The organism is Streptomyces sp. Tu 3180 (genome assembly GCF_009852415.1).
Taxonomy (GTDB): Bacteria; Actinomycetota; Actinomycetes; order Streptomycetales; family Streptomycetaceae; genus Streptomyces.
In genome coordinates, this window is record NZ_WOXS01000002.1 from 2,719,858 (window position 1) to 2,740,563 (window position 20,706).

General features: G+C 72.5%; 17 protein-coding genes and 1 pseudogene. 7 read left to right on the forward strand and 11 right to left on the reverse strand.

What is annotated here, in order from left to right; translation table 11 throughout:
- Positions 1 to 2: 2 nt before the first annotated feature.
- The 6 genes from GL259_RS13225 to GL259_RS13250 are packed head-to-tail and all read right to left on the reverse strand — an operon-like array spanning position 3 to position 5,970.
- Positions 3 to 1,088, reverse strand: coding sequence for an MCE family protein (locus tag GL259_RS13225; RefSeq protein WP_159532380.1), 1,086 nt, complete (start codon positions 1,086 to 1,088; stop codon positions 3 to 5).
- Entirely contained in the window at positions 1,085 to 2,143 is a 1,059-nt protein-coding gene (locus GL259_RS13230) for an MCE family protein (protein WP_159532382.1), read from the reverse strand. Before GL259_RS13230 ends, GL259_RS13225 begins: the two co-directional genes overlap by 4 nt.
- On the reverse strand, positions 2,140 to 3,390 hold the full coding sequence (locus GL259_RS13235; RefSeq protein WP_159532384.1) for an MCE family protein: 1,251 nt from the start codon (positions 3,388 to 3,390) through the stop codon (positions 2,140 to 2,142). Before GL259_RS13235 ends, GL259_RS13230 begins: the two co-directional genes overlap by 4 nt.
- Position 3,391: 1 nt before the next feature.
- The gene (locus GL259_RS13240; RefSeq protein WP_159532386.1) at positions 3,392 to 4,198 is read right to left on the reverse strand and encodes an ABC transporter permease; all 807 of its coding nucleotides are present in this window, start codon (positions 4,196 to 4,198) and stop codon (positions 3,392 to 3,394) included.
- A gap of 6 nt (positions 4,199 to 4,204) precedes the next feature.
- Positions 4,205 to 4,969 carry an ABC transporter permease gene (locus GL259_RS13245; RefSeq protein WP_159532388.1) on the reverse strand — a complete coding sequence of 255 codons (765 nt, stop codon included), beginning with the start codon at positions 4,967 to 4,969 and terminating at the stop codon, positions 4,205 to 4,207.
- Positions 4,966 to 5,970 carry an ATP-binding cassette domain-containing protein gene (locus tag GL259_RS13250; protein ID WP_159532390.1) on the reverse strand — a complete coding sequence of 335 codons (1,005 nt, stop codon included), beginning with the start codon at positions 5,968 to 5,970 and terminating at the stop codon, positions 4,966 to 4,968. The genes GL259_RS13245 and GL259_RS13250 overlap by 4 nt, the downstream gene beginning before the upstream one ends.
- 722 nt (positions 5,971 to 6,692) lie before the next feature.
- Here GL259_RS13250 and GL259_RS13255 point away from each other — a divergent pair.
- The 4 genes from GL259_RS13255 (at position 6,693) to GL259_RS13270 (ending at position 11,413) form a co-directional block, all read left to right on the forward strand.
- The gene (locus GL259_RS13255) at positions 6,693 to 7,328 is read left to right on the forward strand and encodes a hypothetical protein (protein WP_159532392.1); all 636 of its coding nucleotides are present in this window, start codon (positions 6,693 to 6,695) and stop codon (positions 7,326 to 7,328) included.
- Between the two features lie 104 nt (positions 7,329 to 7,432).
- Positions 7,433 to 9,007 (forward strand): DUF6801 domain-containing protein, encoded by a 1,575-nt coding sequence (locus tag GL259_RS13260; RefSeq protein ID WP_159532394.1) that lies wholly within the window; start codon positions 7,433 to 7,435, stop codon positions 9,005 to 9,007.
- A gap of 31 nt (positions 9,008 to 9,038) precedes the next feature.
- Entirely contained in the window at positions 9,039 to 9,980 is a 942-nt protein-coding gene (locus tag GL259_RS13265; RefSeq protein ID WP_159532396.1) for a hypothetical protein, read from the forward strand.
- A 221-nt stretch (positions 9,981 to 10,201) separates the two neighbouring features.
- Entirely contained in the window at positions 10,202 to 11,413 is a 1,212-nt protein-coding gene (locus tag GL259_RS13270; protein WP_159532398.1) for a helix-turn-helix domain-containing protein, read from the forward strand.
- Between the two features lie 87 nt (positions 11,414 to 11,500).
- Here the strand turns inward: GL259_RS13270 and GL259_RS13275 are convergent, their stop codons facing one another.
- From GL259_RS13275 to GL259_RS13300, 4 genes are all read right to left on the reverse strand, one after another.
- Complete coding sequence (locus GL259_RS13275; protein WP_159532400.1) at positions 11,501 to 12,934, reverse strand: family 43 glycosylhydrolase; 1,434 nt, start codon at positions 12,932 to 12,934, stop codon at positions 11,501 to 11,503.
- Complete coding sequence (locus GL259_RS13280) at positions 12,916 to 13,893, reverse strand: arabinan endo-1,5-alpha-L-arabinosidase (RefSeq protein WP_159532402.1); 978 nt, start codon at positions 13,891 to 13,893, stop codon at positions 12,916 to 12,918. Before GL259_RS13280 ends, GL259_RS13275 begins: the two co-directional genes overlap by 19 nt.
- 1,009 nt (positions 13,894 to 14,902) lie before the next feature.
- Positions 14,903 to 15,628 carry a dienelactone hydrolase family protein gene (locus tag GL259_RS13295; protein ID WP_159532406.1) on the reverse strand — a complete coding sequence of 242 codons (726 nt, stop codon included), beginning with the start codon at positions 15,626 to 15,628 and terminating at the stop codon, positions 14,903 to 14,905.
- Positions 15,629 to 15,733: 105 nt separating this feature from the next.
- A complete protein-coding gene (locus tag GL259_RS13300) occupies positions 15,734 to 15,988 on the reverse strand; it encodes a hypothetical protein (RefSeq protein WP_159532408.1) in 255 nt (84 codons plus the stop codon).
- A gap of 103 nt (positions 15,989 to 16,091) precedes the next feature.
- Between GL259_RS13300 and GL259_RS38705 the strand changes: the two are divergent.
- Together GL259_RS38705 and GL259_RS13305 are read left to right on the forward strand one after the other, a co-directional pair.
- Positions 16,092 to 16,431: pseudogene (locus GL259_RS38705) on the forward strand (Scr1 family TA system antitoxin-like transcriptional regulator); the annotation flags it as partial.
- 2 nt (positions 16,432 to 16,433) lie between these two features.
- Positions 16,434 to 16,616: a DUF397 domain-containing protein gene (locus tag GL259_RS13305; RefSeq protein ID WP_159532410.1), complete on the forward strand. Its 183-nt coding sequence runs from the start codon at positions 16,434 to 16,436 to the stop codon at positions 16,614 to 16,616.
- A 130-nt stretch (positions 16,617 to 16,746) separates the two neighbouring features.
- On the opposite strand, the gene GL259_RS13310 is transcribed toward GL259_RS13305, so the two are convergent.
- A complete protein-coding gene (locus tag GL259_RS13310) occupies positions 16,747 to 17,397 on the reverse strand; it encodes a DUF4360 domain-containing protein (RefSeq protein WP_159532412.1) in 651 nt (216 codons plus the stop codon).
- A gap of 332 nt (positions 17,398 to 17,729) precedes the next feature.
- Here GL259_RS13310 and GL259_RS13315 point away from each other — a divergent pair, with 332 nt between their 5' ends.
- Positions 17,730 to 20,693 (forward strand): beta-galactosidase, encoded by a 2,964-nt coding sequence (locus GL259_RS13315; protein ID WP_159532414.1) that lies wholly within the window; start codon positions 17,730 to 17,732, stop codon positions 20,691 to 20,693.
- The last annotated feature ends 13 nt before the right edge of the window (positions 20,694 to 20,706 follow it).

The following is a 20,706-nucleotide window of genomic DNA, read 5'->3' on the forward strand; positions in this document are numbered from 1 at the left end:
CATCACTCACCGCTCTGCCGGGCCGCCGTCGTCTGCTTCGGCGGCATGCATCCGGTCTCGGGCAGGGACGTCCCGGGCAGGTAGTCGCGGGGCACGACACCGCACAGGTAGCTGTCGAACCAGCGGCCGTTGCCCAGGGTGTTGCCCACCAGGCGGTAGTACGGGCCGACCAGGGCGAGGGTCTTGCCGAGCTGGGTGTTGTTCTTCTCCAGGACGCCGGTGACGCGGCCGAGGGCCTTGAGGGTGGGGCCGAGCTGCCTGTCGTTGTCGTCGACGAGGCCGCCGAGTTCGGCGCCGAGTTCCCGGCTGCCCTTGAGCAGGGCGCGGATGGCGGCGCGGCGGTCCTTCAGTTCGCCGAGCAGGGAGCCGCCGTCCTCGACGAGGGTCTCGAAACTGGACTTCTGGTTCTGCAGCGTCCTGGTGAACCGGGCGCTGCCCTTGAGGAGTTCGGAGAGTTCCGCGTCGCGCCGGGAGAGGGCCTTCGACAGGTCGGACAGGCCGCCGGCGGCCTTGCGCACGTGCGGCGGGGAGTTCTCGAAGGTGTCGGAGAGGGTCTCGAAGCTCTCCGCGAGCTTGGAGGTGTCGAGGGCGTCGACGGTGCCGCTGAGGTCCTGGAACGCCTGCGTCACGTCGTAGGGGCTGGTGGTGCGCGACAGCGGGATGCGGCGGCCGGGGTCCTGGCGGCCGGCGCCGAGCGGGTCGAGCGCCAGGTACTTGTCGCCGAGGACGGTCCTGATGGCGATGGCGGCGGTCGTGCGGTCGCCGAGCCAGGCGTCCTCGACCTCGAAGGTGACCTTCACCTTGGCGCCGTCGAGGGCGACGCCGGTGACCCGGCCGACCTTGACGCCGGCGATGCGCACCTCGTCGCCCTCGTCGAGGCCGGCCGCCTCGGAGAAGTCGGCGCTGTAGGAGGTGCCGCCGCCGAACGGCAGCCGCTCCGCGTGGTAGGCGAGGGCGGTGAGCAGGGCGAGGGCGAGCAGCCCGGCGACGGCGACGGCGACGGGGTTGCGCTCCCTGACCGGGGTGATGCGCGGGCGCCGGGACGCGCGCGTGCGGGTGGTTCGGTCGCGCCGGGTGAACGGTCTCATCCGCGGCACCTCGGTTCGGTGATCGCGATGCCGGTCGGCGGTTCGGAGCCGTCGGAGGTGGTCACTCCGCTCACGCGCGCCTCGCAGAGGTAGAGGTTGAACCACGATCCGTAGGAGGACAGTCGGGCCAGGGCGGTCATCTTGGCGGGGGTCCTGTCGAGGAAGTCCTCGATCTGCGGGGTGTGTTCGCCGAGGTTCGCCGAGAGCCGGCCCAGTTCGCGGATGTCCCGCTCGAGGGGGGCGCGCCCGTCCTCGAGGAGGCCGGCGGTGACGGTGGTCAGGTCGCCCATGGCCTCGACGGCCTCGCCGAGGGGTTCGCGGTCGTCGTTGAAGCCGGTGACGAGGTCCCGCAGGGTGACGACGAGGTCGTCGAAGTCGGCCTCGCGGTCGTTGAGGGTGTTCAGGACGGTGGTGAGGTTGTCGACGACCTGGCCGATCACCTCGTCCTTGGCCGCGACGGTCGTGCTGAGCGAGCCGATGTGGCGGATCAGGCTGTCGACGGTGGCGCCCTCGCCCTGGAGCACCTGCACGATCGACCCGGCGAGTTCGTTGACGTCCTTCGGGGACAGCCCCTCGAACAGCGGCTTGAAGCCGTTGAAGAGCAGGGTCAGGTCGAGGGCGGGCGTGGTGCGGTCGAGCGGGATGGTGTCGCCCGCCTCCAGGGCGCCGGCGAGGTCGCCGCTGCCGCGGCCGAGCGAGACGTAGCGCCGGCCGACCATGTCGAGGTACTTCACGGCGGCGGTGGCCGAGCGGGGCAGCCTGCGGTCCTCGCGGACGGTGAAGGTGACCTCGGCGGTGCGCCGCTGCACGACGCGGACGCCGGTCACCTCGCCGACCTCCACCCCGGAGATCCGCACGCTGTCGCCGTCCATGAGCCCGGTGACGTCGGTGAAGAGGGCCTTGTACGTGAGGGTGCCGGAGCGGACGCCGGTGTCGGCGACGCTCAGCCCGAGCACGGTCGTGGCGAGGGCGGTCACCACCACGAAGGCGAGGGACTTGAGCAGCGGCCCGGTCAGCGGGCGGCGCCGGGTGTGCGCGTGGTCCGGGGCGGTCATCGAAGGGTCACCTCCGTCCCGCGGTAGACCGGGCCGGCGAGCAGGCTGCTCCAGTCGGGCAGCTCGCCGGGGTGCTTGCCGGCGGCGGGCGCGAGCAGTTCGTTGACGAGGTCGTTCTCCTGCGGGGAGTTGGCGGGCCCGAGGTCCTGGCCGGCCGCGGCGGCGGTCCGCGCGGCGGGCCGGGCGAGGGAGCCGAGGTAGGGCACGGCGGGGCAGCGGGGGCCGCCGCCGGAGTCGTACGCCGGGGTGTCGCGGCCGGGGCGGTAGGCGCCGCGCGAGGGGACGGTGGTGAGGTCGACGTGGACGCCGGGCCGGTCGGTGCCCTTGCCGAGCGCCCGGTCCATGGCGGGCACGAACTCGGCGAGGGTGCGCAGGGTGCAGGGGAAGGCGGAGGAGTACTCGGCGAGCAGTTCCAGGGTGGGCCGGCCGGTGGCGCTGAGCCGGATGATGTTGTCCTTGTTCTTCTGGAGGAACGCCGTGATGTCCTCGGCCGTCCGGGTGGTGGCGCCGAGGGTGCCGGCGAGTTCGGCCTCCTGCTCGGCGAGGGTGCCGCTGGTGGTGGTGAAGTCGGTGAGCGCCGTGAGGATGTCGGGTGCGGCGTCCGCGTAGACGTGGCTGACCTTCACGAGTTCCCTGAGGTCGCGGTTGAGGGCGGGCAGGTGGGGGTTGAACTCCTCCAGGTGCTCGTCCAGTCGCGTCAGCGTGTCGCCGAGCTGCTCGCCGCGTCCTTCCAGGGCCCGGGAGACGGCCGACAGGGTCGCGGAGAGCTTCTGCGGCTGGACGGCGGTGAGCATCGGCAGGACGTCGTCGAGGACCTGCTGGAGCTCCACGGCGTTCGCGGAGCGGTCCTGGGGGATGACGGCTCCGGCGGCCAGCGGTTCGGCCGAGGGGTGCTCGGGCGGCACGAGGGCCACGAACCGCTCGCCGAACAGGGTGGTCGGCAGCATCTGGGCGCGCACGTCGGACGGCACGTGGTCCAGGGCGCCGGGTTTCATGGCGAGGGTGAGCCGGGCGCCGTCGTCGGTGGCGTCGACGGCGCGGACCTCGCCGACGACGACGCCGCGCAGTTTCACCTCGGCGCCCGGGTGCATCTCGTTGCCGACGCTGCCGGTCTCGACGACCACCGGGTCGGAGTCGGTGAACCGCTTGTCGTAGACGGCGACGGCCAGCCAGACCAGCAGGGCGGGCACCAGCAGGAACACCACCCCGGCCGACCGGCGGCGCAGCGTCTCGCCTCGTGTGCTCATCTCACCCCGCCACCTTCACGGTCGTGGTCGCGCCCCACAGGGCCAGCGACAGGAAGAAGTCGGTGACGCTGATCAGCACGATGGCGTTGCGCACGGACCGGCCGACGGCGACGCCGACGCCGGCCGGGCCGCCCGAGGCGCGGAAGCCGTAGTAGCAGTGGGCGAGGATCACCATCACGCTGAAGATCAGCACCTTCAGCACGGACAGCAGGACGTCCGTCGGGGACAGGAACAGGTTGAAGTAGTGGTCGTAGGTGCCCCGGGACTGGCCGTTGAACAGGACGGTCACGTAGCGGGACGCCAGGTAGGAGGAGAGCAGCCCGATCGCGTAGAGCGGGACGATGGCGACGACCCCGGCGATGATGCGGGTGGTGACCAGGTAGGGCATGGAGCGGATGCCCATGCCCTCGAGGGCGTCGACCTCCTCGTTGATGCGCATGGCGCCGAGCTGGGCGGTGAAGCCGGCGCCGACGGTCGCGGAGAGGGCGAGTCCGGCGACGAGCGGGGCGATCTCGCGGGTGTTGAAGTAGGCGGAGACGAATCCGGTGAAGGCGGCCGTGCCGATCTGGTCGAGGGCCGCGTAGCCCTGGAGCCCGACGACGGTCCCGGTGAAGAGGGTCATCGCGGTCATCACGCCGATGGTGCCGCCGATGACGCCGAGGCCGCCGGAACCGAAGGCGACCTCGGCGAGGAGGCGCTGCACCTCCTTGAGGTAGCGGCGCAGGGTCCGGGGGATCCACAGCAGGGCCCGGGCGTAGAAGAGCAGGTGGTCGCCGGAGCGGTCGAGCCAGGCGAGCGGGGAGGCCATCGCGGGTCAGCCTCCCTTCGGCGGGACGATCTGGAGGTGGACGGCCGTCATCACCATGTTGACGAAGAAGAGCAGGAGGAAGGTGATGACGACGGACTGGTTGACGGCGTCGCCGACGCCCTTGGGGCCGCCGCGCGGGTTGAGTCCCCGGTAGGCGGCGACGATGCCCGCGATGAAGCCGAAGACCAGCGCCTTGAGTTCGCTGACGTACAGGTCGGCCGGCTGGGCGAGGGCGGAGAAGCTGGACAGGTAGGCGCCGGGGGTGCCGCCCTGGAGGACGACGTTGAAGAAGTAGCCGCCGAGGGTGCCGACGACGGAGACCAGGCCGTTGAGCAGGACGGCCACGCCCATGGTGGCCAGCACCCGGGGCACGACCAGGCGCTGCACCGGCGAGACGCCCATGACCTCCATGGCGTCGAGTTCCTCGCGGATCGCGCGGGAGCCGAGGTCGGCGCAGATGGCGGAGCCGCCGGCGCCGGCGATCAGCAGGGCGACGATGAGCGGGCCGGCCTGCTGGACGACGGCGAGGACGCTGGCGCCGCCGGTGAACGACTGGGCGCCCAACTGCTGGGTGAGGGAGCCGACCTGGAGCGCGATGACGGCGCCGAAGGGGATGGAGACGAGGGCGGCGGGCAGGACGGTGACGCCCGCGACGAACCAGAACTGCTCGACGAACTCGCGGAACTGGAAGGGTCTTCTGAAGACGGCGCGGCTCACCTCGGCGGCGAGCGCGAAGAGCCGGCCGGTCTGCCGCAGCGCTCCGGTGATCATGCGCCGCTCCCGGCGGCGGGCATCGGCACGGTGGGTGCCCCGGCGCTCTTCGCGTAGGTCTCCCGGATGGCGGAGCGCGCGACGGGAGGCAACTGGTCGATCATGCCCATGACGCGCTCACGCCGCCGGGCGACGGCCCGGCGCGGCGGGAGGCCGGGCGAGGGCTCCAGCTGCGGGACGATCACCCGGGGCACGGCGGGGGCGGGGGCGCCCGCCTCGGCGGCGAGGGCGGCGGCGTCCTTCTCCTCGGACATCCCGATGGGCCCCTCGCGCCGGCCGCCGAGGAACTGCGCCACGACCGGCTCGTCACTGGTGAGCAGCACCTCGCGCGGCCCGAAGGTGACGAGCTCGCGCCGGAAGAGCATGCCCATGTTGTCGGGGACGGTGGCGGCGATGTCGAGGTTGTGGGTGACGATCAGCATCGTCGCGTCGATCTGCGCGTTCAGGTCGATCAGCAGCTGGGAGAGGTAGGCGGTGCGGACCGGGTCGAGCCCGGAGTCCGGTTCGTCGCAGAGGATGATCTGCGGGTCCAGCACGAGCGCGCGGGCCAGGCCGGCCCGCTTGCGCATGCCGCCGCTGATCTCCCCCGGGAGCTTGCCCTCCGCGCCCAGCAGCCCGACGACCTCGATCCGCTCCATGACGATGCGGCGGATCTCGGACTCCTTCTTGCGGGTGTGCTCGCGCAGCGGGAAGGCGATGTTGTCGAAGAGCGACATGGAGCCGAAAAGAGCGCCGTCCTGGAACATGAGCCCGAACAGTTTCCGGGTCTCGTAGACATCCCTCTCCGGACTGTTCACCATGTCCACCCCGTCGATGAGGACACGGCCCTTCTCGGGTTTGAGCAGCCCTATGAGCGACTTCAGGAAAACGGTCTTCCCGGTGCCGGACGGCCCCAGCATCACGCTCACTTCTCCGGCGGGAAGGGTGAGTGTCACGTCCCGCCAGATGTTCTGCTTACCGAAGGACTTGGTCAGGCCCTCGACCACCACTTCGATTCCCATATCACCTCCAGCGGACGCACGTCGGATATGCGCTGCGGGCGCACGTTAAGTCGGCGCGGAGCACGCTGACAACGGGTGCGGCACCGGATTCCCGGCACCCCGCCGGAACTTGTCACCGCGCAGACAACCTGCCGGGCCCGCACTTGTCTCCGGGGAGACAGGGCAGGGTCCCGCGACCCCGGGGGGCCTGGATCCGCGGGACCCTGCCGACGGATGTCCGGTCCGCCGGGAGGGAGGGGGCCGGAAAGCACCCGTCGTGACTCCGGCCGGCGAGGGGCACCGGCCCGGAACCGAGCAGTACACCGGCACGTTACGGTCGAGTAACCTCGGGGGGCAATACCGGAATCCAAGTTTTCCGGGACACCCGCGCCGACCGTCCGGAAACCGTCAGGGCAGAGACAAAAACACCTCGGGAACCTGTCACCGGGTGAGCACCACGGCTCGCGGCGGACGGCGGCCGGTAAAACCGCGCATCACCGGCCGGACGTCCCGACATTGGCAGCGGGTGACTAAGGAGAACCGCGGATCGCTCACCCCGGAAACAGGTGATTCAATTTTTGAAAGAATCATGAACGGCGGCATTGTTCGGTCAAGTTTCCCGCCCGTAACGTCATGGTCCGCGGACAGGGAACACCGAGCCGCGGGCCGCACGGCCGCTCCCTCGATCACTTCGGCCACGGCCCACTCTCTGCCGGTCGATCCACAAGGAGATTCCCCGAGCCATGAAGAAGAACACGAGAAGGTTAGCCGTCGTGACGGGTGCGGCCGCGGCCGCCTTCGGCCTCACCCTCGCGCCCGCCTCGGCGGTGCCCTCCACGGTGTGGACCGTCACGCCCACGGGCACCTACACGGCGACGAACAGCGGCAACATCGTGCTGACCGCCACCATCCCGATGACGTGCACGACCTCGGGCGCCTCGGGCACCATGGCGAGCGCCACCGGCAACCCGGCCACGGTCGCCTCCATCGCCGCCATCAACTTCGGCACCGCGGCCTCGCCGTGCACCAGCGTCCTGGGCAACGTCACCACCGTGGCGGTCACCCCCTGGACCGTCGTCGCACAGGACTACGACGCCGCGACCGGCGTCACCAAGGGCTACGTCGGCAACGTCAAGGCCAACGTGACCGCCGGCGCCTGCAAGTTCACGGTGACGGGCAAGGCCTCGGCCACCTACACCAACTCCACCGGCGTCCTGGCGGTCAACAGCGTCGCCGGTGACCTGGCCGTCAGTTCCAGCCCCGCCCCCGTCAACTGCGGCTCGGTGGTCACGACCGCCACCAAGCCCCTCTTCAGGGGCAACTACGCCATCAAGGCGTCGAACGGCGCCATCCCGAAGATCGTCGGCTCCAACCCGTAAGGCACCACCCGCTCGTGTCCGCCCGGCCGGCGTCCCCGGCCGGGCGGACGCGGACCGTCCGGCCGACTTCGGAACCCGCTTCCGAACGATGTGAAGGGAGCCGCATGAGAGGCCACCGCGCCGCCGCGCCGCGGGCGCCCCGCGTCCGCGCCGGGAGCGCGACGATCGGCGCGTTCGTCGTGCTCGCCGCCATGGTCCCGGCCGCCGCCTCCGCCGCGGTCACCCAGGAGGTCGACACCGCGCTCCCCTACGTCTGCGCGTTCCCCTCGGGGGAACGGCCGGCGACGGTACGGATCGCGGCGGCGTTCCCGGACCGGGCGGAGGCGGGCGAGGCGTTCTCGCCCTCCGGCGTCACCACCACCGTGGAACTGCCCGCCGAGGCGGTCGCGGACCTCACCGCGACCGGGGCCGCCACCGCGCGGGCCGCGACCCGCCTCGGCGTCGACGTCGCCCAGGGCGCGGCCGGGGCCGCGGCGACGTGGCGGGGCAGCGCCGGGCCCGTCGCCCTTCCCGGCTCCGGGCCGCTGACGCTGACCTCCGCAGGAGACGTCCCCTCGGTGACCGGCCGGGGCCACGGCGACCTGACGTTCTCCGCCGGCGCCCTCGCCCTCGACCTGGAGCTCGGCACCGCGGACGGCACCGCCGCCGAGCCCGGTTCGCTGACCGTCGACTGCTCCCTGTCCGAGGACGCGCCGCACGAGGGGCTGCTGGCCACCGTGCCGGTCGGACCGGAGGCGACGGAGCCGGGGGACGCGCCGGCCTCACCCGGGCCGTCCTCCGGGCCGTCCTCCGGTCCGCCCTCCGGGCCGCGGGACGAACCGGAGGACCGGCAGGGGGACCGTGCGCCGGAGGTGACGCAGAGCGCGCCCGGCGGCGCCGCCGCGGACCGCGACGCGCCGCCGTGCCGCTACGACGACGCGCACCCGTCCACCTCGGCGTCGCTGAACGCCTACGTCACCGGCTACACCAACGTGAAGAAGCTGAAGGGCGCCTCGCTCCTGCCCCTGTCCTGCGTGCTGATCGAACAGGGCCCCACGGACATCGAGTTCTTCCCGGACTTCACCGGGGGCCACCTCTCGCAGCACTCGGAGGGGACGCTCCGCCACCAGGGGCGCCCGCGGACCCCGCCCTTCGAGGCCACCTTCCTCACCTTCGGCTTCACCCCGACGAAGGCCACCATGGTGCTGGAGCAGACGGGCCCCATGACGATGGACGCCGCCGGCGAGACCTCGTTCGTCACCCTGTTCACCCGCCTGGAGACGCGCGTGCGGGTCCCGCTGGTCCTGCGGGTGACCGCGCTCGAGGTCAACGGGACCCCCCTGGAGGTCGGGCCCGACTGCCGGACGGAAGGGCCCCTGCGCTCCCCCGAGCCCGAGCCCGGGAAGTACCCCGGCGACCACCTGGTGCTGTCCGGAAGCAGCACGCACCAGCCTCCCGACCAGCCCGTCGGCTACCTGCTGAGTTCCGGCGGCCCGCTGACCGGCGAAGCGGCCATCCCGGCCTTCACCGGCTGCGGTGCCGGCGGCGAGGACCTCGACCGTCTCCTCACCGCCTCCGTCTCCGGCCCCGGCAACCACGTCAGGCAGATCCAGGGCCAGACGTGCGCGGTGCAGGTCTACAACGAGAACGAGTGCACCGAGGACCTGCAGCCCCGCGACATCCCCGTCCCCGAGCGCTGAGCCGCCCCCACCCCAACGGAAGGCCACCACCATGCCCCCGCTCTCCACCCGCACCGGACTCGCCGTCGTCTCCGCGCTGACCGCGCTCGGCGCCCTCGCCCTCCCGGGCACCGCGACCGCCGCCGAACCCGCCCTGAACGGCGAGTGGGCCCCCTTCACCCGCTGCCCCGTCGACGCCCCGGCGATGCTGGCCGCCGACGGCGTCGACAGGACCCCGCAGTGCGTGGTCTCCACCTCCGCCCGCGGCTCCGTCAAGCTGGGCAGGACCACCGTGGTCACGGGGAGGACGAACCTCCAGATCGGCGTGGTGCAGAACGCCGACGGCACCAGCAGCGTCGTCGCCCCGCCCTCCGGCGCGCTCGTCGCCGACCCCGCCACCGTGCCCGGCGGTCTGCTCGGCCTGATGTGCCCGAGTGACATACCGGTGATCACGGGCATCTGCAGGACGCTCGAGAACTCCGGCCTCAACAGGATCACCGCCACCATGGAGTCCGTCGGCGCGCCCTACGCCTTCGACCAGACCGCGGGCGTCCTCACGGACCTGCCCATCGTCGCCCTGCCGGTCCGCATCCACCTGGAGAACCCGCTCCTGGGCGACAAGTGCTACATCGGGTCGGCCGCCGACCCGATCGTGCTGCGCCCGAGGAACCTGAACTACCCCGAGGCCGGGCTGAGCTTCTTCCGGGGCGACGGCACCCCCGACGAGGCCGGCGAGATGAGCCGGATCGACCTCACCGGCGCCACCCAGAACGACAGCACCTTCGCCGTTCCCGGAGCCACCGGCTGCGGCCTGAACGTCGGCCTGATCAACGCCGCGGTCAACGCGAAGACCGGCCTGCCCTCCGCCTCCGGGAACAACAGCCTCACCCTCGACGACACCCGGACCCGCCTCACCGGCCTCAACGCGCCCGGCACCGTCGTCCCCGACGCAGGCAGGATCCTGGCGGAGAACTGGCACTCCGCCGTCCGGTGACGGTCACGGGGGCCGGCGACGCACAGGCGCCCCGGTGGCCGTCTCCCGTTCCCGTGAAGCGGTTTCTTCCCAAGTGGTGTACAGCACAACGAAGTTGATTTACCTTCAGCTTCCAGACCGGTGTGCACCTGGTGGGCCGGCCCAGGTTCCGTCCGCCGTCCGGCGGGAGCGGCGCCCGGCCGGCCGCCCCGCCGGACATGTCGGAGAGCAAGGGATCGCTCATGCCCTCAATCGCACGCCCTTCGGTGCTCGGTGAACCGCTCGAACCCCTCCCCAGGAAGTTCGCGGCCTTCATGCGGCCGGAGCTGCCGGGGCTGCTGAACGAGATACGGACCGAGGTCACCCGCGCCTACCCGGTCTACGGCCGGCTGCTCAACGGTCCGGACGGGGACGCGATCCGCCAAGGCGTCGAGCAGGCGCTGACCGCGTTCGTGGACCGGGTGGCCGACCCCGGCAGGAACTCGGAGCTGCGGGACGAACTGCTGCGCAGGTTCGGCCGGGTGGAGGCCTACGAGGGCCGCGACCTGGAGGTCCTGCAGGGCGCCTACCGGCTCGGCGCCCGCATCGCGCTGCGCCGGGCCAAGACGCTGGGACGGCAGCACAGCCTCTCCCCCACGCTCGTCCTCGCCTTCGCCGACGCCCTCTTCGCGTACGTCGAGGAACTGGAGGCGATCACCCGCGAGGGGTACGTGGAGGTGCGGGAGCGGGCCGCGTCCGAGGTGTCCGCGTTACGAAGACAGTTACTGCACCTCCTCCTGGCCGCGTCGCCGCTGCCCCAGACCACCGTCTCCGAGCTGTGCAAGGCCGCCGCCTGGGAGCTGCCCCGCACGTGCTCCCTCGTCGCCCTCCGCCCCCCGGTGCCGGAGCACATCCAGGCGGGGCTCGACGGCGACGTCCTCGCCGACCTCGACATCCCCCAGCCGCACCTGCTCGTCCCCGGGGACCTCACCCCGCAACGCCTCGACATGCTCGCCACGGCCCTGGCCGGCACCCGTGCCGCGGTGGGCCTGACCGTGCCGGTCGCGCAGGCCGCCGACTCCGTCCGCTGGGCACGCCGGGTGCTCCAGTTCGTCGACGACGGTGTCGTGCCCGACGCCCCGCTGGTCCGCTGCGAGGACCACCTGACGACCCTGTGGCTGCTGTCCGACCCCGCCCTCGTCGGCCATCTCGCGGCCCGTGAGCTGGCCCCGCTCGACGGGCTGCCCGCCAAGCGGCGCGACCGGCTCGTCGAGACCCTCCGGGTCCACGTCTCCACCCGGGCGCCCGCCGAGCAGGTCGGCGAGATGCTGGGCGTGCACGCCCAGACCGTCCGCTACCGCCTGCGGACCCTGGACACCTTCCTGGGCGACCGGCTCACCGACCCCGACCACCGCTTCGCCCTCGAGGTGGCGCTGCGCTCGCTCCACCTGCGGGGCCACGACGGCGCGGAGTGACCCCGCGACCGGCGTGAGGCCGCACACGGGCCTCACGCCGGCCTCACGCGGACCCCGTACGGGTCTCGCGCGGACCCCGTACGGACCTCACACCGGGTTGATCCGCCACTGCTGGCAGGCGTTGTTCAGCCAGGTCCACTGCCGCACGTCGGCCGAGTCCGCGGTGGAGCAGTCGGCGACGTCGGCGACCTTGCCGGTGGCCCGGTTGACGATCCGGACGTGACCGCCGTCGGTGGCCGCGAACCGGAACCGCTGGCAGGTGTTGTCCAGCCACGACCACTGCCTGAGGCCGGCCCCGTCGGCGGAGGAGCAGTTCTCGGTGTCCAGCACCTTGCCGGTGGCGACGTTGACGAGCCGGTGCGCGTCGTCGCCGAGGTCCTCCAGCCGCCACCGCTGGTTGGCGCCGCCGTTGCAGGAGTACTGCCGCACGTCGGCCCCGTCGGCGGACGAACTCCCCGCCACGTCCAGGCACTTCCCGCTGTTGCGGTTGGTGAGGGTGTACGTGGTGGAGGCGGTGGACGGCTCCCCCGAGGGCCCGGCCCGGCTCGCCCCGAGCCGCACGGGTGTGCCGAAGCCCGGTGAGCCGTCCGCGTTCCAGGTGAACTTCTGCGCCCGTGCGGTGCGCCCGTTGTCGCAGCCGTCGGAGGCGGAGTCGTTGGCGTGGTAGACGATCCAGCTCTCCCGGCCGTCCGGCGAGGTGAAGAACCCGTTGTGGCCGGGTCCGTAGACGCCGTCGCCGTCACTGCGCTGGAAGACCGGTGCGGACTTCTTGGTCCAGGAGGACGCGGAGGCCGGGTCGGAGCCGGTCAGGGTGAGCTGCCCGAGCTTGTAGTCGGGGGTCCAGCAGCCGCTGGCGGAGTAGACGAGGAAGGTCCGTCCGCCCCGCTGGAGGATCTCCGGCCCCTCGTTGACGGCCGCGCCCTGGCGCTCCCAGTCGTACGTGGGCGTGGAGACGGTGGAGAAGGAGGAGGCGACCGTGTACGGGTTGGACATCCGGGCGGCGACGATGTTCTGGGTCCCGTGGTGCGTGCTGCCGAAGAGGTACAGCTGCCCGTTGACGGCGGCGACGGTCGGGTCCAGCATCCAGGAGGAGTTGAGCCGCCCCTTGTAGGTGTACGGGCCCATGGGGTCGGAGCCGGCGCTCTCCAGCACGTGGCTGCGCTGGGTGGGGTTGTAGTCGGGGACGTCCTGCCCGGCGACGTAGTACAGGTACCAGCGGCCGTTGAGGTGGTGCAGCTCGGGCGCCCAGATGTTGCAGCACCGGGAGGCCGCGTCGCCCTGCCACACCTGCACGCTGGGGGCGGTGGCGAGTCCGGCGAGGGTGGACGACCTGCGGAGGGTGATGACGTCGGTCCAGGACGTGGAGACCAGGTGGTAGTTCCCGTCGTGGTGGACGATCCAGGGGTCGGCGCCCTTCTGCGCCTTGACGGGGTTGCCGAACGGGGCCGCCTGCGCGGACGGCTGCCCCAGCGGGAGGGCGAGCAGCAGCGCGGCCAGCAGGGTCAGTAGGCGACGGGCCATCCGCTGCTCCAGTTCAGGAGGTTGATGCCGAGCTTGGGGGTGCCGTTGTCGTTGCCGTCGTAGTAGTGGTAGACGATCAGGTCCCCGTCGACGTCGCTCATGATCGACTGACCGCCGGGGCCGATGACGCTGCCGTGCGACTCGAGCACGGGCGTCCCGCCGTTGTTCGTCATCGGGACGCCGTTCTTGTCGCGGTACGGCCCGGTGACGCCGGTGGCGCGGCCGACCTTGACCTTGTAGGTCGAGCCGGTGCCGGCGCAGCAGGTGTCGTAGGAGGCGAAGAGGTAGTAGTAGCCGCCCCGCTTGACGACGAACGGCGCCTCCACGGCCTTGGTCCCGGTGGGGCGGGAGGCGAGGGAGTAGCGGGTGGTGTCGGAGGAGAGCTGCTTCCCGGTGGACGGGTTGATCCGGATCATCTTGATCCCGGTCCACCAGCTGCCGAAGGACAGCCACCACTTGCCGTCGTCGTCGACGAAGAGGCTGGGGTCGATGGCGTTGTAGTCGCTGGAGGAGTTCGACGTGTAGACGATGCCGTAGTCGCTCCAGCTGCCCGGCTGCCCGGTCGTCGAGCCGGCCAGCCCGATGGCCGAGGTGTTCGAGCCGAACGACGAGACGGAGTAGTACATCAGGTACTTGCCGCCGTGGTACGAGATGTCCGGCGCCCAGGCCTCCGGCACGGAGGAGTAGGTGCGCCACCAGCTCGGGCGCGAGGAGAACGCGTCCGCGCCGGCGGAGAAGGCGGTGCGGTCGGTGGAGGTCTTGTTGCTGATCCCGCCGCCGGTGGCGTAGAGCAGGTACCGCCCGGAGGACGTCCGGATCATCGACGGGTCGTGCGTGACGACGGACCCGGTGACGCGGCCCGGGTCGGGGTACGCCGAGGCGGTGGTCGGCACGAGCGCCAGGAGGGCGGCGGCGGGGACGGCGAGCAGGGCGGTGCGTCTGCGCAGGGTGCGGCTCATGCGGCTTCTCCTTGCGGTGGGGTACGTCTGGTTCGACACTTCGAACAACGATCGCAAGTTCGAACGGAACGTAGAATCGAACCCCTTGCGCGTCAACAGCCCGGACGGCACCGGCACCCCACGGCCGGCAACCGCCCCCTCGCCCGCCCCGCCTCCGTGCTCGTTCCGCAGACGCAGCCGGAGCAGGTCCACGCCGCGGTCGCCGCCGTCGGGGGTGCGGACGACGGTGTGGATGTGCCGCCGCGCGGGCGTCCCGCCCATGCCTCCGGGGCCGCCCCCGCCGTCCCCGTCCTGGGACTCCTCGCCGTACGCCGGCGGAGACGGCCGTCCTGACCGGCCGGCTGCGTACGGCCCCGAACCCGCAGCGCCGTCGGCGCAACCCTCAGTCGCCACCTCCTGGAACGGTCCGTCCCCGGACCGGGAAGCCCTGCCTCGGCCCCGGGGACGCACCGACGACGGTCCACCACGCACTGTCGGTGGTCAGCGGCTTCTGCACGTTCCATGCGCACCGCGGACGCGGTCCGGTGGCGAACCCGGTGCCCGTCCCGCCACAGCGACGCCGGGCCTTGAGCCACCTGAGCCCGCTGGAGCCCAAGCCGGTACTGGGCCAGGGCCGGGCTGCGTCAGAAGGTCGCCAGTCGGCCTCCGCGCTCCGTCTCCGACCCGCTGCGGGACGAGCTGTTCGCGGCCATGGGCTGCGAGCGGGACCGAGCCCTGCCCGACTGCCACGTCTCCAGCGGAGTCCGGGCCTCGGAGCTGATCGGCGTCCGTGCAACGCAGGACGCAGGCCGAGACCGAAAGCTGGATCGGTGAGATCGAGGGCATCGGCCTCCCCCCCACCTTCCTCCGCGCGAAGCGCGACGAGACCCGGCGCCGAGCTCAGCGACCGGCCGTCCACCTCGGCATCCCCGCACGCCGCCGTCCGCAGGAGTCCGAATGACGCTCCCCGGAGCGATGCCCCGAAGCGACGAGCCGTCAGAGCCCGCGAACAAATCCCGGCCTGCCCAGATCACTCCGTTACGGGCAGGCACTCGGCGAGCAGGCCGACGACGTCCCGCCAGGCTCGCTGCGCGTGCTGCGGGTGATAACCGACCCCAGGAAGCGTGATGTGGCCGACCGGCGGGTGGTGGAAGGCGTGCAAGGCGCCGCCGTAGACCACGAGGCGCCAGTCGACGCCCGCAGCCTGCATCTCGGCAGTGAATGCGTCCCGTTGCGCGGGCGGCATGATCGGGTCTTCCGACCCGACCCCGGCCCACACCGGGCAGTGAATGCGCGCCGTCTCGTCCGGTCGGCCCGTGGCCAGTCCGTTGACTGTCGCGATCGCGCGCAGGTCGACGCCGTCGCGCCCGAGTTCCAGCGCGATTATGCCCCCGGTGCCGTAGCCGACGGCGGCGATCCGGTCCGGGTCGGTCCGCGGCTCGGCGCGGAGCACGTCGAGCGCCGCGTGGCCGATGCCTCGCATCCGGTCGGGGTCGGCGAGCAGCGGCATGCAACGGGCCAGCATCTCCTCGGGGTCGCCCAGATAGCGCCCGCCGTGAAGGTCGAAGGCCAGGGCCACGTATCCCAGCCCGGCGAGCGCATCGGCCCGGCGGCGCTCGACGTCGCTGAGCCCCACCCCCTCGGGCCCGACCAGGACCGCGGGCCGGCGGTCGACACCGGCCGGGAGCGCGAGGTGCCCGATCATCGTCAGGCCGTCGGCCGCGTATTCGATCGTGCGCGTTGTCACCGTCGTCATGAGCCTGGACTGTAGTGATCGTCGAGCCCGGCCGGGCCGGTGTTCTGCCGCCGGCAGAAGGCAGGTCTCCGGCGTGTTCCGGAACCACCCCCTCGGCGGTTCAGCTCAGAGCCTGTGAACAGACCGCCGTCCGCCCGAAGGGCGGGCGCACCGGACGCCCTCGCGCTGGTGGCCGTCGACGTCGCTCCGGGCGAGCCACTCGTCGTCGTCGGCGGCGTCGGAGACGGCGGCCCGCCGCTCCTCGGCCGACGGGCCGTCGAGGAACGCCTGCGCCGCCTTCACCACCGCGTCGGTGGAGACGCCGGTGGAGTGGATCGCGTACAGGTCCTCGACGACCTCGCCGTCCGTGGTCACGCCCACGAAGCCGTCGTGCTTCACCTCGGTCGCGCCGGGGCCCGTGCCTCCGGGCCCGCCGGAGGGCATGCCGCCCGGGGCGCCGTCCGGCGCGGCCGGGGCGGAACCGGCCGCGGTCGTCGAAGAGCACGTTCTCTTGCGGCACACGGGAGGCGCGGGCGTCGCGCGGGAACTCATCGATCACGTTCTCGAGATCGCCGAGCTGCGGAACGTCGACAGCCAGGTCATGCCGTTGGCGCGGGAGTCGCGCGCCGGGCCGCACGGCCCTTTGCAACTGCCCGAAACCCCGGAGAGCCAGTGGTTCCGCCTACATCGAGGGCCAGCAGAGCGGACAGTTGATCACTGACCGCAAAGTGGTCAGTGTGCCCCGGAGGCGGTGTGCCGGGATGCGCGCGCAGGCCCTGTCCCTTCCGGACTCCGTGAGCCTGTTGCAGCGGAGGCGAGGAGACCCATGGGCACCGGCGAACTGGTCTGGTTCAAGTCGAGCCGCAGCAGCAGTGGTTCCGGCGACTGCGTCGAGGTCGCGAACCACCCCGGCGCCGTCCACGTACGCGACTCCAGGGACAAGGCCGGCCCCCGGCTCGCCCTCTCCCCCACCGCGTGGACCGACTTCGTGGCGCACGTCGCGAGGTGACGTCGGGGCCGCCGGCCGGGGTGCCGCCCGCGGACGCCCGGGCCTTCGCGGACGTCGTCGAGCGGCACGGCGGAAGCCGGCGGGCCGACGGCGCACCCGGTCCGGGGCGTGGCGGCCCGCCGGCGGCCGGTCAGTTCTCCGGGCACTCCTTCCACGCCAGGTGGTACACCGTGCTGATGTCCCCGTCCGTGGAGTCCATCGTCATGAAGCTGACCTTCTCGGGGGACGTGGTGCCCGCACCGACCCTCAGCTCCGTGTTGATGTTGAAGTTGCGCTGGACCCCGCAGGGTGCCCAGACCAGCTGGGCCCAGTCGGTCGTGTCGGTGGCCTGCCAGTTGTCGTCGAGGGGGCCGGAGAAGGGGTGGCTGCGGTACTCCGTGTTCGGGGAGCCCTGGAAGTAGTACGAGGCCCGCTGCGTCCCCTTCGCGCCGGGCCGGAGCGAGGCGAAGCCGCGGTAGTCGGCGCTGGCGACGGCGTAGGTGAATCCCTGGGGGACGTGGACGATGAGGCTGAGCTGGCAGTTCTTGCGGGATGCCGTGGGGTCGGAGTCGCCGCCCGCCTGGGCGAGGTAGTCGCTGTAGGTCACGGTGAACGCGGTGTTGTCCTCGGAGACGGCGACCGCCGCCGTGCCCTGGGGACACCCCGAACCGTTCACCGTGGCGACCTTGATGACGATCCTGTCCGGGGGCGGGTCCTCGAACCCGGAGGACGGGTCGTGCACGGGTGTCGCGGCGGTGAGGAGCGTGGCCACCGCCGCGCTCAGGAGCAGGCCACCAGCCATGGTTCTCCCTCTGTTCCGTGGGGGTGATGTCTCGCCCCGGTTGAAGCGTCATGTACATGCCAATAAGGCGGGCGCGCGTGCTCCCGGCCCCGTGAAGGAGGCATGGAGGTGCGGTGAAGGCCGGGAGCGCTGGCATCGTACGGAGCGCGGCGAGCGGCGGACAGGGTGAACTCCGGCCATTCACACCCACCGCGCCACAACCGGACGAAACACCACGTACCGCGGCCCCGTGTGAACGCGGGAGGTCCGGTCCGTGGACAATGGCCCACCACACACCCTCACGCACGCACCACACGGCACAGCACAGCACAGGCACAACAGGAGGCGCTCCCTTGGAGCTCAGCAGGCGAACCTTCACCGCCCTGGCCGGTACGGCGGCGCTCGGTCTCGCGCTGGCCGGCAGCGGCGGGGCGGCGACCGGTCCACGCGTGGCGCGCGCCGTGCCGACGGGACCGCCTCCTCCTCCGCCGAGCGCGGACGGCCGGCGGCACCAGGTCGGTTTCGACCGGCACTCGCTGCTGGTCGACGGCCGGCGCCTGGTGCTGTGGTCCGGCGAGATGCACCCCTTCCGGCTGCCGAGCCCCTCCCTGTGGCGGGACGTGCTGCAGAAGCTGCGCGCCCACGGGCACAACGCGGTCAGCGTCCCCGTCCCGTGGAACCACCACTCCCCCGCGCCCGGACGGTACGACTTCACCGGGGTGCGGGATCTGGACCTGTTCCTGCGCACGGCCGCCGAGGAGCGGCTGTACGTCATCCTGCGCCCGGGGCCGTACAGCGGTTCCGCCGACGTGGACGCCGGCGGCCTCCCGGGGTGGCTGACGGCCGCCGAGGGCACCGCCCGGACCGCCGACCCGGCGTACCTGCTCCACGTCGACGAGTGGCTGAGCGCGGTCGACGCCATCGCCGTCCGGCACCTGTACACCAGGGGCGGCGGCACCGTGCTGCTGTACCAGATCGAGGACGGGTACGACGCCCCCGCCGACGGTCCGGCCGGGCGCGCCTACCTGGCCCGCCTGTACGAGAAGGTGCGCGCCGACCGCATCGACGTACCGCTGTTCTACGCGGGCGGCGGGGCGGACGGGAACCGGGGGCCGGGGGCCTTCGGCGCCGGCCGGGAGAAGGGGCACTGGCTGTACGGGGCCGACGTGGACACCGCGCCCGGCGAGGTGCCGCCGGACCTCGGGCACTTCGGGGGGCGCGGGGCCGGTGCGCGCACGCCCGGCTTCGTGGCCGGGGCGGCCGGCGGGACGGCCGATCCGTGGGGCGGGGTGTCGTCCGGCGGCAAGGGGTACGCGGAGGTGCGCCGGACCCACGACGCGGCGTACGAGCGGCGCGCGTACCTCACCCACCTCGCCAACGGGATCACGGTGCACAACGTCCGCGTGGCGTTCGGCGGGACCTCGTGGGGCTGGCTGCCCTCACCGGGCGTCTACACCTCGTACGACTACGGGGCGGCGATCGACGAGGGGCGCCGGCAGACACCGAAGCTGGCCCCGCTGCACCAGCTCGGGCACCTGGTGCGCACGGTGCCCGACCTCGCGCGGCTGGAGCCGGCCGGGGAGGTGCGGGCGGCGGACGGGCGGATCACGGTGTACCACCTGGCCAACCCCGACACCGGCGCCCAGGTGTACGTCCTGCGCAACGACTCCGCCGAGCAGGTGACCTCGATGCTGCCGGGGACCGGCGTCGACATGCCCGTCACCGTGGGGGCGCGGGACGCCAAGCTGCTCGTCACCGGCCTGGAGCTGGGACGGCGCAGGCTGGCGTACTCCACCGCGCAGCCCATGCTGAACCTGACCGCCGGGCGGCAGGACATCGCGGTGTTCACGGGCCGGCACCGCGAGACGGCGCAGGTCACGCTGGACTGCGACACCCAGCCGATCACCAGCCGGCTGGACGACGAGCCCGCGTGGGCCTACGACCGGGGCAGGCTGAACGTGGTGGTGCCGCTCGGGGTGGGCGGGCTGAGCCGCGTGCTGATCGAGGGCGGGGACTCCGAGACGCCCATGCTGCTGCTGTTCGCCGACGACGCGACCGCCCTGCGGCTGTGGCCGTACGAGACGCCGTCCGGTTCGCTGCTGGTCTACGGCCCGGCGCTGCTGCGCTCGGCCACCGTGCGCGGCCACACGGTCCACCTCACCGGCGACGTCGTCGGCGAGACCGGCCTGGAGGTGTGGGCGCCGCGCGGGATCACCACCGTGACCTGGAACGGCCGGCCGGTGCGCACCCAGCTCAGCCGGGCCGGGAGCCTGCTGATGGAGGGGCTGCTGCCGGGGGTGCCGGCGGTGCGGCTGCCCGCGCTGGACGGCTGGCGCCGGCGGGAGGGGAACCCGGAGTCCGAGCCGGACTTCGACGACTCGGCGTGGACGGCCGCCGACCGCACGTCGTCCCGCAGCACCACGCCCGTGCCCGGGGGCGGGCCCGTCCTCTTCGCGGACGACTACGGCTTCCACTACGGCGACGTCTGGTACCGGGGGCGGTTCGAGGACGCGCGCGGCATCGAGGAGGTGTCGCTGTCCTACGGCACCGGCACCCAGGGGCTGCTGATGGCCTGGCTGGACGGGCGGCCGCTGGGCACGCACCGCATGCCGGTGCCGGACCGGGACACGGCGGACCGGGGCACGTGGACGGCCACGGCCGCCTTCGGCGTGCCCGAGGAGCTGCGCGGACGGGGCCGGCACGTGCTGTCCGTGCTGGTACGGCGGATGCAGCACGACGGGGACCGGGTGGCCGGCGGGGCGAAGGACACGCACCGGGCGGCGCGCGGGCTGCTGTCCGTCGGCTTCGGGGGCGGCTCCCGGGACGTGGACTGGCGGATCCAGGGCGCCGTGGAGCCGGACCGGGTGCGCGGGCCGCTGAACAACGGCGGGCTGCACGGGGAGCGCGAGGGCTGGCACCTGCCGGGGCACGACGACCGGGACTGGGAGGCCGTGGAGTTCCCGCGCGAGGACCGGCGGCAGGGGGTGGCCTGGTACCGGACGGACTTCCGGCTGGACGTCGACCCGGGTGTGGACGCCTCGATCGGACTCACGCTCGAGGACGATCCGGAGCGCGCCTACCGCGTCCAGATCTTCCTCAACGGCTGGAACATGGGCCAGTACATCAACGACGTGGGTCCGCAGCACACCTTCGTCCTGCCGAACGGGATCCTGCGCACACGCGGCTCCAACACGCTGGCCCTGGCGGTGCTGTCCGACGGCACCACACCCGCGGGCCCGCGCGACGTCCGGCTGACGCTGCTGGGCGCGTCGGAGGGCGGGGTGCCGGTGGAGGCGGTGGACTCACCGGGAAGGTGAGCCCACCGCCCCG

Coding starts and splice junctions, on each gene's coding strand:
- GL259_RS13295 (WP_159532406.1), bottom strand. CDS start 15,628: ATGACGACGGTGACAACGCGCACGATCGAATACGCGGCCGACGGCCTG.
- GL259_RS13235 (WP_159532384.1), bottom strand. CDS start 3,390: ATGAGCACACGAGGCGAGACGCTGCGCCGCCGGTCGGCCGGGGTGGTG.
- GL259_RS13265 (WP_159532396.1), top strand. CDS start 9,039: ATGCCCCCGCTCTCCACCCGCACCGGACTCGCCGTCGTCTCCGCGCTG.
- GL259_RS13255 (WP_159532392.1), top strand. CDS start 6,693: ATGAAGAAGAACACGAGAAGGTTAGCCGTCGTGACGGGTGCGGCCGCG.
- GL259_RS13280 (WP_159532402.1), bottom strand. CDS start 13,893: ATGAGCCGCACCCTGCGCAGACGCACCGCCCTGCTCGCCGTCCCCGCC.
- GL259_RS13275 (WP_159532400.1), bottom strand. CDS start 12,934: ATGGCCCGTCGCCTACTGACCCTGCTGGCCGCGCTGCTGCTCGCCCTC.
- GL259_RS13260 (WP_159532394.1), top strand. CDS start 7,433: ATGAGAGGCCACCGCGCCGCCGCGCCGCGGGCGCCCCGCGTCCGCGCC.
- GL259_RS13310 (WP_159532412.1), bottom strand. CDS start 17,397: ATGGCTGGTGGCCTGCTCCTGAGCGCGGCGGTGGCCACGCTCCTCACC.
- GL259_RS13240 (WP_159532386.1), bottom strand. CDS start 4,198: ATGGCCTCCCCGCTCGCCTGGCTCGACCGCTCCGGCGACCACCTGCTC.
- GL259_RS13305 (WP_159532410.1), top strand. CDS start 16,434: ATGGGCACCGGCGAACTGGTCTGGTTCAAGTCGAGCCGCAGCAGCAGT.
- GL259_RS13250 (WP_159532390.1), bottom strand. CDS start 5,970: ATGGGAATCGAAGTGGTGGTCGAGGGCCTGACCAAGTCCTTCGGTAAG.
- GL259_RS13225 (WP_159532380.1), bottom strand. CDS start 1,088: ATGAGACCGTTCACCCGGCGCGACCGAACCACCCGCACGCGCGCGTCC.
- GL259_RS13270 (WP_159532398.1), top strand. CDS start 10,202: ATGCCCTCAATCGCACGCCCTTCGGTGCTCGGTGAACCGCTCGAACCC.
- GL259_RS13230 (WP_159532382.1), bottom strand. CDS start 2,143: ATGACCGCCCCGGACCACGCGCACACCCGGCGCCGCCCGCTGACCGGG.
- GL259_RS13245 (WP_159532388.1), bottom strand. CDS start 4,969: ATGATCACCGGAGCGCTGCGGCAGACCGGCCGGCTCTTCGCGCTCGCC.